Here is a 13,904-nt window from a genome sequence, read left to right on the forward strand (position 1 = left end):
GGGTCTAAACGACAACAACTGCGAGCTAGTTGGGGCGGGGGTCAGTGGGTGCCGTGACCGCCGGCCGCGCCCGCAGCGTCCGTCTTGCGCATCATGGCGGACAGGACAACGGCAGCCAGGGCAATCACCGTCGCCGTCATAAAGGCGGCACTCATTCCGGCAACCAGCCCGGACGTCGCTGACACCACGGAGAAGATGGACACCAGCAGCGCCGTGCCGGCGGCGCCGGCCACCTGCTGCGTGGTGCTCATGATCGCTGAGCCGTGTGAGTACAGGTGGGGCGGCAGCGGGTTCAGGCCGGTGGTGAAGGCCGGCGTGAACAGCAGGGCCAGGCCCAGGCTGAGTCCCACGTGCAGGGTGATGATCCACCAGACGGGCGTGCCGGCGTCGAGCATGGAGAACTGCCACAGGGTCAGGACCATCATGACGGAGCCGGTGACGGTGAGGGGCAGCGGCCCGATCCGGTCGAACAGCCGGCCCACCACGGGGCCAAGCAGGCCCATGGCCAGGCCACCGGGGAGCAGCGCCAGGCCGGTCTCCAGTGAACCGAGGCCCCGGACTTCCTGCAGGTACAGCGGCAGCAGGATCACGCCGCCGAACAGCGCCATCATGGCCACAACCATCAGCAGGACGGAGACGGTGAACATCCGCAGCTTGAACGCGCGCAGGTCGAGCAGGGGCGCCGCGGACTTCTGCAGCCGGACCTGGCGGAGCACAAAAACGGCCAGGCTCGCGACGCCGATGACCAGGGCCGCGATCGCCGTGGTGGCGGGCCCGGCGTCGCCGCCATGGCCGCCGCCGATCTGGCTCAGGCCGTAGACCAGGCCGCCGAAGGCGGGAACGGTGAGCAGTACTGAGACGATGTCCAGCTTGGTCTTTTCGGCTTCACCGATGTTGGTGAGGTACTTTGCGCCGATGGCCAGCGCCACGAGGGCCACGGGCAGGACAAACACAAACATGAACCGCCAGGTGAAGTGCTCAAGGATCAGGCCCGAGACGGTGGGGCCCATGGCCGGCGCCACGGAGATGGCGATGCTGACGTTGCCCATCACGGCGCCGCGACGCGACATGGGAACCAGCGTAAGGATGGTGGTCATCAGCAGCGGCAGCATGATGGCGGTGCCGCCGGCCTGGATGATGCGGGCCAGCAGGAGGATTTCGAAGCCCGGGGCCACTGCGGCCAGCGCGGTGCCTACGGAAAAGAGTCCCATGGCCAGCATAAACACGGCCCGGGTGGAAAGGCTCTGCAGGATGAAGCCCGTGGTGGGGATGACAATCGCCATGGTGAGCATAAAGCCGGTGGAGAGCCACTGCACGGTGGGGGCATCCACCTGGAGATCCACCATCAGGCGCTGCAGCGCCACGTTCATGATGGTTTCGTTGAGGATCACCACGAAGGTGGCCACCAGGAGCGTGGCGATGACCGTCACGGATTCCCGGGACATCTTCTCCGGCGCGGCAGGGGTGGTTGCCGCGGCCGGAGCTGGATGTCCGCTGGTGTTGGGCGATACTTCGGTAGACATGGGTGTTCCCTCAGGGAGTAAGAAGAAGTGGGTGCGCGGGAATCGCCGCTGCAGATGCAAACATTCTAGCGGCCGGACTAATTCCTCCGCACGGAATATTTTCCTTAACCCTGAGGGAACACTGGGGGCCTGGGCCCGGAGATCAGGCGGTCTGGCCTGCGTGCTGCCCTTCGGCGATCTCCTCCACCAGTTTGGCGTTGAAGGCCGGCAGGTCGTCCGGGTTCCGGCTGGTGACCAGGCCCTGGTCCACCACCACTTCCTCGTCCGTCCAGTTGGCGCCGGCGTTGACCAGGTCGGTCCGGAGCGTGTGGTACGAGGTCACGTTCCGTCCGTTGAGCACGCCTGCCTCGATCAACAACCATGGGGCGTGGCAGATCGAGGCCACCGGCTTGTGCTGTTCGAAGAAGTTCCGGGCGAAGCGCTGTGCGTCCTGGTCCACGCGGAGGTGGTCGGCGTTCACCACGCCGCCGGGAAGGACCAGCGCGTCGTAGTCGCCGGCGTTGGCTTCGGCCACGGTGAGGTCCACTTCAAAGGTGTCGCCCTTGTCCGTACCGTTATAGCCCTGCAGCCGGCCGCTGGCGGGTGCCACCAGGGTGGGTTCGCCGCCGGCATCCCTGACGGCCTGCCAGGGGCTGGTCAGCTCGACCTGCTCCACGCCGTCCGTGAGCAGGAACGCTACCTTTTTACCGCTGATGCTGTGTTCTGACATTGGTCCTCCTCGGTGCGGAGCGGGACCGGACCGCGCCCGGAAGGGCGCGGCAATGGCCGCTCCAAGAGTTGCTTGCCTGACGGTTTCCAGCCTAGGAACAATCAAAGTGATAAGCAAGCTGACTATCTGGGTCCCGAGTGCGGGGTGCTGGCTGCTGTCGCCGCTGCCGCCGGGAAGCAGGCCACGAGGCGGGCCAGCGGCTCCGGCGCGTGCCCGGCCGGCAGGGCACGGACCAGCAGCGGCGCGTACCTGATCTTGTTGCCGCTGCGGCCGCCGAAGAAACGGTGCAGCTGCGCCGTTTCGGTCCGGTCCCGGAGGGAAGGCTGGCGTTGCAGGAGCCGGAAGGACGGCAGTTCGCCCTGGGCCTCGATGATGCCGAGCACACACTCCACGCCCAGGCAGCGGATGAGCTCGTCTTCCAGATCGGAGCTGCAGATTTGGAAGCCCAGCGACGCCAGGGTGCCCGGCCCCAGGCCTGCCCTGCCGAGCGCGCGGGCAATGAACGGGGACTCGGCTGCATCGCACAGGCCCAGCAGCCGGTGGCCGGCGCCGCCGGGGCCGTAGCGGCGGAGGTACCTGCCGATACTGGTGGCACCGCCCATGGGCACCACCGCGACCTGTTCCGCTGCCAGGTTGTGGCCAAGACCCAGGGCCAGCGCCTCGACCGCCAGCCGGTCACTTTCGCCTTCGACCAACACCGTTGTCGCCTGCATCAGATCAGTATGCCTGATGCCTGCCCGTCCGGATCAGGAGCTGAGTGGAAGGTTGTCGATCAGCCGCACGGGGCCTACTTTGGCGGCGATCAGGGCCAGCGCCTCGCCGCTGAAGGGGGTTTCGCGGCAGTTCTCGGCCAACGGTTCGAGGGTGCGCGGGTCCACCACGTCGAAGTAATCAAGTTCCACAAGCGGCTGCGACGCGACCAGCGCCTGCGCCGAGCCGAGGTCCAGCGGTTCGCGGGCATTGGCGCGTTCCTGGAGCAGGCGCAGGGCCCGGGACAGGACCAGGGCAGCGTCCCGTTCCGCCGGGGAGAGGAACCGGTTGCGGCTGGAGAGTGCCAGCCCCTCCGCAGACCTGACGGTGGGCACACCGACGATTTCCACGGGGAAGTTCAGGTCAGCCACCATACGCCGGACCAGGGCCAGCTGCTGGGCATCCTTCTGCCCGAAGTACGCGCGGTAGGCGGTCAGCGCTGCTCCAGCTGAGGGTGTGGGGGCGCCTGCGGCCAGCCCTGCCGCGGGGGTGCCGTAGTGCAGCAGTTTGGCCACCACGGTGAGGGCGCCGTCGAAGTGGCCGGGACGGGACGCGCCCTCCCATTTGTCGCCAAGCCGGCCTGAGGTCAGCCGGACCAGCGGTTCGCCGCCCGGGTAGACCTCGTCCACGGAGGGGGCGAACACGAGGTCCACACCTTCCGCTTCAAGGAGTGCCAGGTCCGCTTCCAGGGTGCGGGGATAACGGTCCAGGTCCGTGGCGTCCCCGAACTGCAGCGGATTCACGAAGATGGACGCCACCACCACGTCGTTGTTTTCGACGGCGGCCCGCGCCAGGGCCGCGTGTCCTTCGTGAAGGGCGCCCATGGTGGGCACCAGGGCCTGCGAAGCCCCGCTCCGGGCGGCCAAGAGGCGGGCGCTTGCGGCCTGCAGGCCGGTGACCGTTGTGACGAGTTCGATGGCCATGCTCAGTCTTCCGTGGTGTCGAGGGCCTGGCGGAGGCCGGCAGCCTGGTCCGGTGTCAGCAGTCCCCGCCGTTCCGCGCGCTGGGCCGTGGCGCCGGCCATGGCCGTGTAGGCGGCCAGCACGTCGCCGTGTGCCCCGGCGTCGAACTCCCGCAGCGCCTCCGCGTGTGCGCTGACTGTTCCCAGGTCCCCGCGCGCCACCGGGCCGGTAAGGGCTGATTCACCGGAGGCCAGCGCGTTTTCCAGCGTGGCGCGCAGCAGGGGGCCCAGCATGCGTTCGGGGAATTCGACGGCCACTTCGCGGAGCAGCTCGGAGGCCTGCGCCACCAGGGTGACCAGGTGGTTGGACCCGTGCGCCAGGGCAGCGTGGTACAGCGCCCTGTCCGCCTCGGCGATGGCCACCGGCTCGGCGCCCATCTCCACCACCAGTGCCTGCGCGATAGGAAGCATGGCCGCATCCGCGGTCACCCCGAAGGTGCAGTCCAGCAGCCGGGTCAGGTCCAGGCTCATTCCCGTGAACGTCATGGCCGGATGCAGGGCCAGCGGGATGGCACCGGCGGCCCGCACCGGACGCAGCACCCCCACACCGAACCGCCCGGAAGTGTGCGCCACAAGTTGCCCCGGCTGCCACGCGCCCAGCTTGGCCAGGCCGTCCACCAGGTCCGGCAGGGCATCGTCGGGCACCGCGAGCAGCACCAGTTCCGCGCGCTCCACGATGTCCTGGACCTCAAGGACGGGCACGCCGGGCAGCAGGGCCTCGGCCCGGTCCCGGCTCGCCTCGGAGACGGCCGAAACGCCGATGACGGCGTGTCCGGCGCCGCGCAGGGCAGCGCCGAGGACCGCGCCGACTTTGCCTGCGCCGATGATTCCGACGCCCAGGCGTCCGGGCTTAGCCATGGGGGTGGCCTTCCTGTGGCGGGAGGGATGGGTGTTCCGGGCCGCTGTGGGCGGCCGCCGCAACACTGCTGCCCGGCGGCGCCACCTCCCGCAGCCATTGCTCGGTGGTTTGCCGTTTCCGGGCGAGCCGGGCACGTGCGGATTGATCGTTGAACAGGGTCCGGGCCTGCTCCAGTCCGGCTTGGTAGAGGCGCGGCGCCACTGGCCCTGCCGTGGTGTGGAGGACCAGGTCGGCCACGCCGAACCGGCGGGCCAGCGGCCCCTGGTGCAGCGCCATGGACTGGGTGCGCTGATGCGGGACCACAACAAGGGCCCGCCACCAGCGGCCGGAGCGGATCAGCAGCGCCGTGTCCGTGGCCGCATACGCGTTCCGCCGCCAGCCCAGTGGAGCCAGCAGCCGGGCCCCGCGGGGCGTGGTGACAAAGCCACCATCGGAATCCAGCCCCGCCAGCCCGGCGCCGAAAACCACGTCCGGCTCGCTGGTGCCCGGGTCGGGAAGCACCAGGGCCAGCATGGCCATGGCATCTGCCTTCTTGCCGACAGGCAGCAGCGTGGTCCGTGCGGAATTGCCGCCGGCGCCTTCCACTGCTCCGTAGCCGGCCACGTTGAGCTGGATCCGGTACCAGCCGAAGATCCGCCACAAGGGCGGCTGGCTGATTTTGAGGGCCTGGATGCGGCCGGGCGGGAGGGTCTGCGCCTGGGTGTCCAGCAACCCGTAGCGAAGCCTGATCCCGTCCGGGGAAATGGCCGCGGTGAAGTTGTAGCCCTTGTTGAACAGGCTCCAGTAACTGGCGGCCAGGCCCAGTGCCGCGGGAATCAGGTAAAAGTAGAAGCCGCGGTTGTCGGTTACCGCGGAGAGGACCACCGCTCCCACGCCGCCCAGGAGCACAAAGAAACTCTGCTCGCTGAGCAACAGCGACCCGATCAGGCGCGGCGGCGCAACGGACAGGACCTGGTGTTCCGGCGCCTCGGGCGCCTCAGCGTCCGGGGTGTCCGGCCCGACGGTGACGCCTGCGGCGCGCGCCAGGATGGTGGCCCGCAGTTGGCGGGCCTGGTCCACCTTGAGGTACGCCAGGCGGACGGCGGACTCGCCGGCGTCGGCCACTTCGAACTTAAGCTCGGCGAGCCCGAAGATGCGTGCCAGCAGGGGCTGGACGATGTCGATGGCCTGCACCCGGTCCAGCCGGGCCTGCCGCTGCTGACGGAACACAAACCCGGAGTTGACCCGGACATACCCGCCGGACACCTGGTACTTGGTGAAGTACCAGGTAAGGACAAAACCGAGAACGGCGATGACCAGCACAATCCCGCCGCCGGCGATCAGCCACGGCGCGCGGGCGGCGAAGTTGCCCTCGAACATCGGCCGGCCCTGCAGGGTTCGTTCAAAAATGTCCCTGCCGAAGAAAAATGCGATGGCGGCCAGGGCCACCCAGCCGCGCACAAAAGGCGACGCCGGATGCACGCGCAGCCACGCGCCGTCGGCCGCTTCAACGGCGGGCCCGTCCAGCGGCGCCGGCCCGTCCAAGGAAGCCGCCCCGTCAAGGGCTGAAGGACGCTCCGTCACAGCCCGGCCAGCCTTGCTTCGCCGCGCGCCGTCAACTGCTCACGGAGCCGTGCCCCCTCCGCTGCAGGAAGGCCCGGGATGTGGGCGTTGGTGCCGGGCGATGCGGTGTGCAGCTTCAGGGTGCACAGGCCAAGCCCGCGCTCCACCGGCCCCACGCCGATGTCGACGTATTGCATACGGCCATACGGCACGGCCATGGTCCGCTGGAAAAAGATGCCGGTCCGGACCAGGAGGTCATCATCCCGTTCGGCGTAGCCGATGGCGCGGACCTGCCGCGGAATGAGGACCAGCCGCCACAGGGCGGCCACCAGGAGCACCGCCGGAACAGTGATGGCCAGCCACAGCGGCGGCCACCGCCACCAGCCCAGGAGGACAAAGACCAGGGGCAGGCAGAAGACGAGGATGCTCAGCAGGTTGGCCAGCGCCCACTGCACCAGCCTGACGGTGACGTACTTCGGTGACACACGGACCCAGGTTATCCCTGGTGGATCAATCGCCTCTGTACGCATATTCGCCTTCCCCCGTGGCTTCTCCGCGGACTGCCCGGCCGGGCTTTCCGTCAATGTTCTTGGTGTCGGTGTCTTCGGGCGGGATCCTGCAGAACCGCTCCACGAGCAGGCCCACAACGATCATCACCAGGCCGCCGCCGGCCATGGCCAGGGCCAGCCAGGTGATGCCCTGGTTGCTCCGCAGCGTCCAGATCCGCAACTGGTCCAGGAAAATGCCAACATGCCAGCCCAGCAGCACGGTGCCGGCGTAGGCGCAGGCCTGGGCGAGGACCAGGGTCCTGGCGGCCAGGAGCGGGTCCAGCACAGTCTTTTTGATGGTGCTGTTGCGCCAGCGGAGCACCCGGATGCCCAGGACCAGGGTGATCACCACAATGACCCCCATGGTGGCCAGCGCTGTGGCGGGAAGGACGGGGGTGGCCATACTGTAGCGGCCGGTCACCACCGTGGCGGACCAGCCGGCCACCGCCAGGATCACCACAATGAGCAGCAGGCGGACGGGGCTCAGGGGTTTCATCGTTCCTCCACCGCACCAGCCGTGGGCAGGCCGTCGAAGTCGCCGAACCCGTCGAACGGGACCAGGTCGCCGAAGTCGGCGGCCCGGGCGGCCAGGGTGCTGACGCGCTCACCGTTCAGCATGGCGGCGGGTTCAATGGTGGACCAGGGGTAGAGCACAAAGGCGCGCAGCGCCGCCCGCGGATGCGGCAGGGTCAGGACCGGGTCATCGCTGGAGAGCTCGCCGTAGGTAATGATGTCCACGTCGAGGGTGCGCGGCCCCCACCGGACCTCCCGGACGCGGTGGTGCTTGTTCTCCACCGCCTGGCAATGGGCCAGCAGTTCCAGGGGGCTCAGGCTGGTTTCGACGGTGATGACCATGTTCAGGAAATCGGGCTGGTTCGCGGGTCCGCCCACGGCTTTGGTCTGGACCGCGGAGGAGACCGCCAGGAGCCGGACCTCAGGCGGGTCCACCAGGTCTGCCACCGCGCCGGAAAGGGTGTCGTTGCGTTCGCCCAGGTTGCTGCCCAGGGCGAGCACTGCCTTGGCGTAGCCGGCGGTCATGCCGGCACCCCTGCGGCGGGCCGTTCGCGGTGGACGGCGACCGTGACATCGCCGAACGGCACCTCGATGGGCGCCTGGGGTTTGTGGACGGTGATGTCCACCGCCTGCAGCGGGAATTCCGCCAGCAGGCTGTCCGCGATGCGCACGGCCAGGGCTTCGATGAGGTTCAGCGGCTCGCCGGTGATGTGGTCGGTGATCCGCTGCGCCACTTCCCCGTAATGCGCGGTGTCGCTGACGTCGTCGGACGCGGCGGCGGGACCGAAGTCCAGGTACAGCACGGCATCCACCACAAAGGGCTGGCCGTCGCGGCGTTCGAAGTCGAAGACGCCGTGATGGCCGACGGCGGTCACTCCGGTCAGCGTAATCCTGTCCATGGCGCGCCTACCGGGAGGGTCGTGGCGGGGCCATGCGTGCAGCGGCCTTGACGGCGTCAAGGCTGGGACCGACGTTGTGCACGCGGACCGCCCAGGCGCCGCGGAAAGCGCTGACGGCGGTGATGGCGGCGGTGGCGGCGTCGCGTTCCTCCGGTGCGGCAGCCTTGCCGGCCACGGTAAGGAGGGTGCCGAGGAACCGTTTGCGGGAGGCGCCCACCAGGACCCGGTGGCCCAGGCCGTCCAGGCGGTCCAGCTGCTGGAGCAGCTCCCAGTTCTGCGCATCGTTTTTGGCGAAGCCCAATCCCGGGTCCACGATGATCTGGTCCGCTGCCACGCCCGCGGCCAGGAGCTTGTCCCGGACACCGGCCAGTTCCGCGGCCACTTCCCCGGCGACGTCGGTGTATTCGGCCAGCGAATCCATGGTGCGGGCATCGCCGCGGCGGTGCGTGAGGATGTAGGGAACTTTGGTGGCCGCTACCAGCTCGGCCATCTCCGGTTCCATGGTCAAGCCGGAAACGTCGTTGATGATGGCCGCGCCGGCCTTGACCGCAGCCGCGGCCGTGGCAGTGCGCACAGTGTCGATGCTGACCAGCGCGCCGGCCTTCACCAGCGCTTCGATAACGGGAAGCACACGGCGCTGTTCCTCGTCGGGGCTGACTTCCTCGGCGCCGGGCCGGGTGGATTCGCCGCCCACGTCGATGATGTCCGCTCCCGCGTAAAACATCCGCAGCCCGGCGGCGATGGCAGTGTCCGCCGTAGGGTGCTTGCCGCCGTCGCTGAAGGAGTCCGGGGTGACGTTGAGGATCCCCATGACCAGGGTGCGGCCGGTTGGCAGGTCATCGAAGCGGGCCGCCGGGCGCGGTTTGCGCAGGACGGGCAGCGGGGAGGTCGCGGGCCCGGTGCCCGGGTTTGCGGCGAGTGAATCCATGGTCTGTTGGTTACCTTCCGAGGATGAGGCTCATGGCTTCGGCACGGGTAGCCGGGTCATGAAGCTGCCCGCGGACCGCACTGGTGACGGTCTTCGCTCCGGGCTTGCGGATACCGCGCATCGACATGCACATGTGTTCGCATTCAATAACGACGATCGCGCCACGGGGTTTGAGGTGGCTGACCAGCGCTTCGACGATCTGGGTGGTGAGCCGCTCCTGGACCTGGGGGCGGCGGGCGTAGATGTCCACCAGCCGGGCCAGCTTACTGAGCCCCGTCACTTTTCCTTCGTGCGACGGGATGTAGCCCACGTGGGCAACGCCGTGGAACGGCACAAGGTGGTGCTCGCAGGTGGAGTAGAAGGGGATGTCCTTGACGAGGACGAGTTCCTCGTGGTCCAGGTCGAAAGTGGTGGACAGGACGTCGGCGGGGTCGTGGTGCAGGCCCGCGAACATCTCCGCGTAGGCCTTGGCCACCCGCTTGGGGGTGTCCAGGAGGCCGCCGCGGCCCGGATCCTCGCCGATGGCCAGCAGGATTTCGCGGACGGCCGCTTCGATCCTGGGGCGGTCAACCGCAGGGTGGGACCCGCCCTCCGCCTGGTATCCGGCGGAGGGGGGCACGTCGTCGTCGTCGAAGAAAGTCACAGGGAAAGCTTAGCCGCGAAGGGTGTCCGGCCCCGAGCCGGTGACGCCGCCCTGGAACGGTGCGTCGTTGCTGACGCCCTGCGGGTGCGGGGGCTGGGCGTCCAGCGGTTCATCCAGGCGGGCCTGGGTGGCTTCCTCCTGGGCTTCGCGCTCAGCCTTTTCGCGGCGGCTTTCCACGGGACCCGCCGCCTGCACGGGGCGGGTGTCCTTGGACAGCCAGACCTGGCGGAAATCGCTCTTGCGGACATCCGTGAAGATCTCCGCCACTTCCGCCTGGTTCAGGGTTTCGCGTTCCAGCAGTTCCACGGCGAGCCGGTCCAGGACATCGCGGTTCTCGATCAGGATGGCGTAGGCCTCGTCGTGGGCCTGGTCGATCAACCGGCGCACTTCCTCATCCACCACAAACGCAACCTGGTCGGAGTAGCCGCGGTCACTGCCGCTGTCGCGGCCCATAAACGGTTCGCCGGCACCCTGGCCCAGCTTGACGGCGCCGATCCGCTCGCTCATGCCGTATTCGGTGACCATCTTGCGGGCCGTGGAGGTGGCCTTCTCGATGTCGTTGGACGCACCCGTGGAGGGGTCGTGGAAGACGATTTCCTCGGCGACGCGGCCGCCCATGGCGTAGGCCATCTGGTCCAGGAGTTCGTTGCGGGTTACGGAGTATTTGTCGTTGTCCGGGACCACCATGGTGTAGCCGAGGGCGCGGCCGCGGGGCAGGATGGTGATCTTGGTGACCGGCGCGGAGTTGCGGAGGGCACCTGCCACCAGGGCGTGGCCGCCTTCGTGGTACGCGGTGATTTTGCGCTCGTGTTCCTTCATGACGCGGCTGCGCTTCTGCGGGCCGGCCATCACGCGGTCAATTGCCTCGTCCAGGGCGCGGTCATCGATGAGGTTCGCGTTGGAGCGGGCGGTCAGCAGCGCGGCTTCGTTCAGGACGTTGGCCAAGTCCGCACCGGTGTAGCCGGGCGTCTTCTTGGCAACACCCTTGAGGTCAACGCCCGGCGCCATGGGCTTGCCCTTGGCGTGGACCTGGAGGATCTGGTCGCGGCCGATCAGGTCCGGCGCTTCCACCGAGATCTGCCGGTCAAAGCGGCCCGGGCGCAGCAGCGCGGGGTCCAGCACGTCCGGCCGGTTGGTGGCGGCGATGAGGATCACGTTGGTCTTGACGTCGAAGCCGTCCATTTCAACCAGGAGCTGGTTGAGGGTCTGCTCGCGTTCGTCGTTGCCGCCGCCGATGCCGGCGCCGCGGTGCCGGCCCACAGCGTCGATTTCGTCAACAAAGATGATGGCCGGGGAATTGGCCTTGGCCTGTTCGAAGAGGTCACGGACACGGGAAGCACCCACACCTACAAACATTTCCACAAAGTCGGAGCCGGAGATGGAGAAGAACGGGACGCCGGCCTCGCCGGCCACGGCGCGAGCCAGGAGCGTTTTACCGGTACCGGGAGGGCCGTAGAGCAGCACACCCTTGGGGATCTTGGCGCCCACGGCCTGGAACTTGGCGGGTTCCTGGAGGAACTCCTTGATCTCCTGCAGTTCCTCCACGGCTTCATCGGCGCCGGCAACATCGGCGAAGGTCACCTGCGGCATGTCCTTGCTGACCATTTTGGCCTTGGACTTGCCGAACTGCATGATCTTGGAGCCGCCACCCTGCATCCGGGTCATCAGGAACCAGAACAGCGCACCCAGCAGGATCACCGGGATCAGCAGCGACAGCAGGCCGGAGAACCAGTTGCTTTCCACCGGCTGGTCCGTGTAGCCCTGGGCGGGCTTGGCGTCGGTGACGGCCTTGACCACGTCCGCGGCGCGGGCATCCACAAAGAAGAACTGGACGCTCTTGCCCTTGTCCTGCCCGTCCACCTGGTAGTTGTCCTTCAGGGTCAGGTCCACCCGGTTTTCACCGTCGAAGATCTTTGCCTGCTCCACCTTGTCGCCGGTGAGCAGTTCCAGGCCCTTGTCCGTGTCGATCCGTGCCGCACCGCCGGGAGCAAGCGTTGCAAAAGCCACAAGGAGCAGGCCGACCACAACGATGATCCAGATGCCCGGGCCCTTGAAGAAGTTCTTAGCTTTCATCTGTTCGGGGGCTGGCCCCGTCCCTTCCGGTAGTGCTGCACGGCGTGTGTTTCGCGCGTGATGGTGCTGCGTCAGCTTCTAGCTATACACCGTCCGGAGTAAATCACGCTCGGTGGAAACCAAAAGTTCCCTGTGGGCGTAGCGGCTTAACGCACGACGGCGGCCCGGAGGCCGCCGTCGTCAGCGCGCTTTAAGTCCCCTGCGCCTTACTCGTAAACGTGCGGGGCGAGGGTGCCCACGAAGTCCAGGTTGCGGTACTTCTCGGCGTAGTCCAGGCCGTAGCCCACCACAAACTCGTTGGGAATGTCGTAGCCCACGTACTTGACGTCGATTTCCACCTTGGCGGCGGTGGGCTTGCGGAAGGCGGTGCAGATCTCCACCGAGGCGGTGCCGCGCGATTCCAGGTTGGTCTTGAGCCAGGACAGGGTGAGGCCGGAGTCGATGATGTCCTCAACGATCAGCACGTCCTTGCCCATCAGGTCCGTGTCCAGGTCCTTGAGGATCCGGACCACGCCGGAGGACTGGGTGCCGGAGCCGTAGGAGGACACAGCCATCCAGTCCATGGACACGTGGCTGTGGAGGGCCCGGGCCAGGTCTGCCATGACCATAACGGCACCCTTCAGCACCCCCACAATGAGCAGTTCGCGGCCCTCGTAGTCCTTGTCGATCTGGGCAGCGAGCTCGGTGATCCGTTGCTGGATCTGCTCCTTGGTGTAGAGAACGTGCTTGAGATCTGCATGGACGTCGTTTGAATCCACCAATGGCTCCTGTGTAGATGCGGGGGTGCGACTAATTCTTGGGCGGTTTTTTGGACCGGAATACTAGCTTCCCACAGCGCGCGGGTTCGCGGGGACCGGTGGCCTGCGGCGCCTGCCCTGCGGGGCCGCCTGCTCCGGTGGCGTCCTGCAGCTGTGCCAGCGACAGCCGGTACACGGACACCGCGCCGGGCAGTTCCACGGGGCCGGCGGATCCCTTCCGGCGCAGCAGCGTTTCCGCCGCCAAAAGCCGCTGGTAGCTGGGTTGCTGGCCGCCGACGTCGGCCGCCGCCCGGGCGATCACCCGGAACCGGATGGCCGGGGCCAGGGCGCGCAGCGGCTCCTCCGGCAGGGCCACGTCCGTTCCGTCCCGCTCCACCAGGGACTCGAAGGTGGTTTTTGCCACATCTTCGAGGTAGTCAGCGTCCAGTTGCAGGATTGCTGCGGTGCGGGCCAGGGATTCGGCCACCCCCGGGCCCAGGTTGGCTTCGAGGTGCGGCAAGACATCAACGCGGGTACGGGACCGGGCAAAGGCGGGATCGGAGTTGGTGGGATCGTGCCACGGCTGGAGCTCCTCCACGTCGCAGATCTCCTCGGTGTCCGCGCGGCGCAGGGTCAGGAACGGCCGGAGCAGCAGGCCCCGGGCGGGCCGCATGCCTGCCAGCGACCGGGTGCCGGACCCGCGGGCCAGGCCCAGCAGCACCTGTTCGGCCTGGTCATCCAGGGTGTGGCCCAGCAGGACAGCGCCGGCGCCCTGGTCCCTGGCTGCGGCGTCCAGCGCGGCGTGCCGGGCGTCCCGGGCTGCGGCTTCGGGGCCCATCCCGGTGCGGTCCACCGTGACGGTGCGGACCTGCACCGGTTCCAGGCCCAGGTCCCGGAGCGCTGCTGCCGTCCGGGCGGCCACCCCGGCGGACCCTTCCTGCAACTGGTGGTCCACCACCACGGCGCCCACGGTGACCGGGTGGCCGTCCACGTGGCCGCGCCGGGCGAAGTACCCGGCCACGGCGGCCAGCGCCAGGGAATCGGGCCCGCCGCTGCAGGCCACCACCACGTGCGAAGGGTAGCCGGCCCCGGCCAGGGATTCCTGCAACCGTTTCCGCGCAGTGCCCACAACCGGCGCCAACCTGCCGGGCCGCCGTCGTCCGCCCTGGACGCCGGGGACAGCGGCCTTGCCGGCCGGGACACCGGCGTTGCCGGCGGG

15 protein-coding genes are annotated in these 13,904 nt (G+C 68.2%); all 15 read right to left on the bottom strand.

Annotated elements, in window-relative coordinates:
• Window positions 1–41 precede the first annotated feature (41 nt).
• Window positions 42–1,523, bottom strand: coding sequence for a DHA2 family efflux MFS transporter permease subunit (locus QRN07_RS12160; protein WP_285241130.1), 1,482 nt, complete (start codon window positions 1,521–1,523; stop codon window positions 42–44).
• Between the two features lie 142 nt (window positions 1,524–1,665).
• Window positions 1,666–2,232, bottom strand: coding sequence for a type 1 glutamine amidotransferase domain-containing protein (locus tag QRN07_RS12165; RefSeq protein WP_050683661.1), 567 nt, complete (start codon window positions 2,230–2,232; stop codon window positions 1,666–1,668).
• Window positions 2,233–2,354: 122 nt separating this feature from the next.
• Complete coding sequence (locus QRN07_RS12170; protein WP_056601702.1) at window positions 2,355–2,945, bottom strand: TOPRIM nucleotidyl transferase/hydrolase domain-containing protein; 591 nt, start codon at window positions 2,943–2,945, stop codon at window positions 2,355–2,357.
• 33 nt (window positions 2,946–2,978) lie between these two features.
• A complete protein-coding gene (locus tag QRN07_RS12175) occupies window positions 2,979–3,905 on the bottom strand; it encodes a 4-phosphopantoate--beta-alanine ligase (RefSeq protein ID WP_056601704.1) in 927 nt (308 codons plus the stop codon).
• 2 nt (window positions 3,906–3,907) lie between these two features.
• The gene (locus QRN07_RS12180; RefSeq protein WP_056601707.1) at window positions 3,908–4,801 is read right to left on the bottom strand and encodes a Rossmann-like and DUF2520 domain-containing protein; all 894 of its coding nucleotides are present in this window, start codon (window positions 4,799–4,801) and stop codon (window positions 3,908–3,910) included.
• Window positions 4,794–6,326: a PH domain-containing protein gene (locus tag QRN07_RS12185; RefSeq protein WP_056601709.1), complete on the bottom strand. Its 1,533-nt coding sequence runs from the start codon at window positions 6,324–6,326 to the stop codon at window positions 4,794–4,796. Before QRN07_RS12185 ends, QRN07_RS12180 begins: the two co-directional genes overlap by 8 nt.
• Window positions 6,327–6,361: 35 nt before the next feature.
• A complete protein-coding gene (locus QRN07_RS12190) occupies window positions 6,362–6,874 on the bottom strand; it encodes a PH domain-containing protein (protein WP_050683666.1) in 513 nt (170 codons plus the stop codon).
• Entirely contained in the window at window positions 6,855–7,388 is a 534-nt protein-coding gene (locus QRN07_RS12195; protein WP_056601711.1) for a DUF3180 domain-containing protein, read from the bottom strand. The genes QRN07_RS12190 and QRN07_RS12195 overlap by 20 nt, the downstream gene beginning before the upstream one ends.
• Window positions 7,385–7,930 (bottom strand): 2-amino-4-hydroxy-6-hydroxymethyldihydropteridine diphosphokinase, encoded by a 546-nt coding sequence (gene folK / locus QRN07_RS12200; protein ID WP_056601713.1) that lies wholly within the window; start codon window positions 7,928–7,930, stop codon window positions 7,385–7,387. The genes QRN07_RS12195 and folK overlap by 4 nt, the downstream gene beginning before the upstream one ends.
• Window positions 7,927–8,304 (bottom strand): dihydroneopterin aldolase, encoded by a 378-nt coding sequence (gene folB / locus QRN07_RS12205; RefSeq protein ID WP_050683669.1) that lies wholly within the window; start codon window positions 8,302–8,304, stop codon window positions 7,927–7,929. The genes folK and folB overlap by 4 nt, the downstream gene beginning before the upstream one ends.
• Window positions 8,305–8,311: 7 nt before the next feature.
• Window positions 8,312–9,232, bottom strand: coding sequence for a dihydropteroate synthase (gene folP / locus QRN07_RS12210; RefSeq protein ID WP_056601714.1), 921 nt, complete (start codon window positions 9,230–9,232; stop codon window positions 8,312–8,314).
• A gap of 10 nt (window positions 9,233–9,242) precedes the next feature.
• Window positions 9,243–9,875: a GTP cyclohydrolase I FolE gene (gene folE / locus QRN07_RS12215; protein ID WP_050683671.1), complete on the bottom strand. Its 633-nt coding sequence runs from the start codon at window positions 9,873–9,875 to the stop codon at window positions 9,243–9,245.
• A gap of 9 nt (window positions 9,876–9,884) precedes the next feature.
• Complete coding sequence (ftsH, locus tag QRN07_RS12220; protein ID WP_050683672.1) at window positions 9,885–11,948, bottom strand: ATP-dependent zinc metalloprotease FtsH; 2,064 nt, start codon at window positions 11,946–11,948, stop codon at window positions 9,885–9,887.
• A gap of 206 nt (window positions 11,949–12,154) precedes the next feature.
• Window positions 12,155–12,706 carry a hypoxanthine phosphoribosyltransferase gene (hpt, locus tag QRN07_RS12225; protein WP_050683673.1) on the bottom strand — a complete coding sequence of 184 codons (552 nt, stop codon included), beginning with the start codon at window positions 12,704–12,706 and terminating at the stop codon, window positions 12,155–12,157.
• A 31-nt stretch (window positions 12,707–12,737) separates the two neighbouring features.
• Entirely contained in the window at window positions 12,738–13,793 is a 1,056-nt protein-coding gene (gene tilS, locus QRN07_RS12230; protein ID WP_350224290.1) for a tRNA lysidine(34) synthetase TilS, read from the bottom strand.
• Window positions 13,794–13,904: the final 111 nt, after the last annotated feature.

Source organism: Pseudarthrobacter sp. MEB009 (assembly GCF_030208875.1).
Lineage (GTDB): Bacteria > Actinomycetota > Actinomycetes > Actinomycetales > Micrococcaceae > Arthrobacter.

Coding starts and splice junctions, on each gene's coding strand:
- ftsH (WP_050683672.1), bottom strand. CDS start 11,948: ATGAAAGCTAAGAACTTCTTCAAGGGCCCGGGCATCTGGATCATCGTT.
- QRN07_RS12190 (WP_050683666.1), bottom strand. CDS start 6,874: ATGCGTACAGAGGCGATTGATCCACCAGGGATAACCTGGGTCCGTGTG.
- QRN07_RS12170 (WP_056601702.1), bottom strand. CDS start 2,945: ATGCAGGCGACAACGGTGTTGGTCGAAGGCGAAAGTGACCGGCTGGCG.
- QRN07_RS12195 (WP_056601711.1), bottom strand. CDS start 7,388: ATGAAACCCCTGAGCCCCGTCCGCCTGCTGCTCATTGTGGTGATCCTG.
- folB (WP_050683669.1), bottom strand. CDS start 8,304: ATGGACAGGATTACGCTGACCGGAGTGACCGCCGTCGGCCATCACGGC.
- QRN07_RS12175 (WP_056601704.1), bottom strand. CDS start 3,905: ATGGCCATCGAACTCGTCACAACGGTCACCGGCCTGCAGGCCGCAAGC.
- QRN07_RS12180 (WP_056601707.1), bottom strand. CDS start 4,801: ATGGCTAAGCCCGGACGCCTGGGCGTCGGAATCATCGGCGCAGGCAAA.
- QRN07_RS12165 (WP_050683661.1), bottom strand. CDS start 2,232: ATGTCAGAACACAGCATCAGCGGTAAAAAGGTAGCGTTCCTGCTCACG.
- folK (WP_056601713.1), bottom strand. CDS start 7,930: ATGACCGCCGGCTACGCCAAGGCAGTGCTCGCCCTGGGCAGCAACCTG.
- folP (WP_056601714.1), bottom strand. CDS start 9,232: ATGGATTCACTCGCCGCAAACCCGGGCACCGGGCCCGCGACCTCCCCG.
- QRN07_RS12160 (WP_285241130.1), bottom strand. CDS start 1,523: ATGTCTACCGAAGTATCGCCCAACACCAGCGGACATCCAGCTCCGGCC.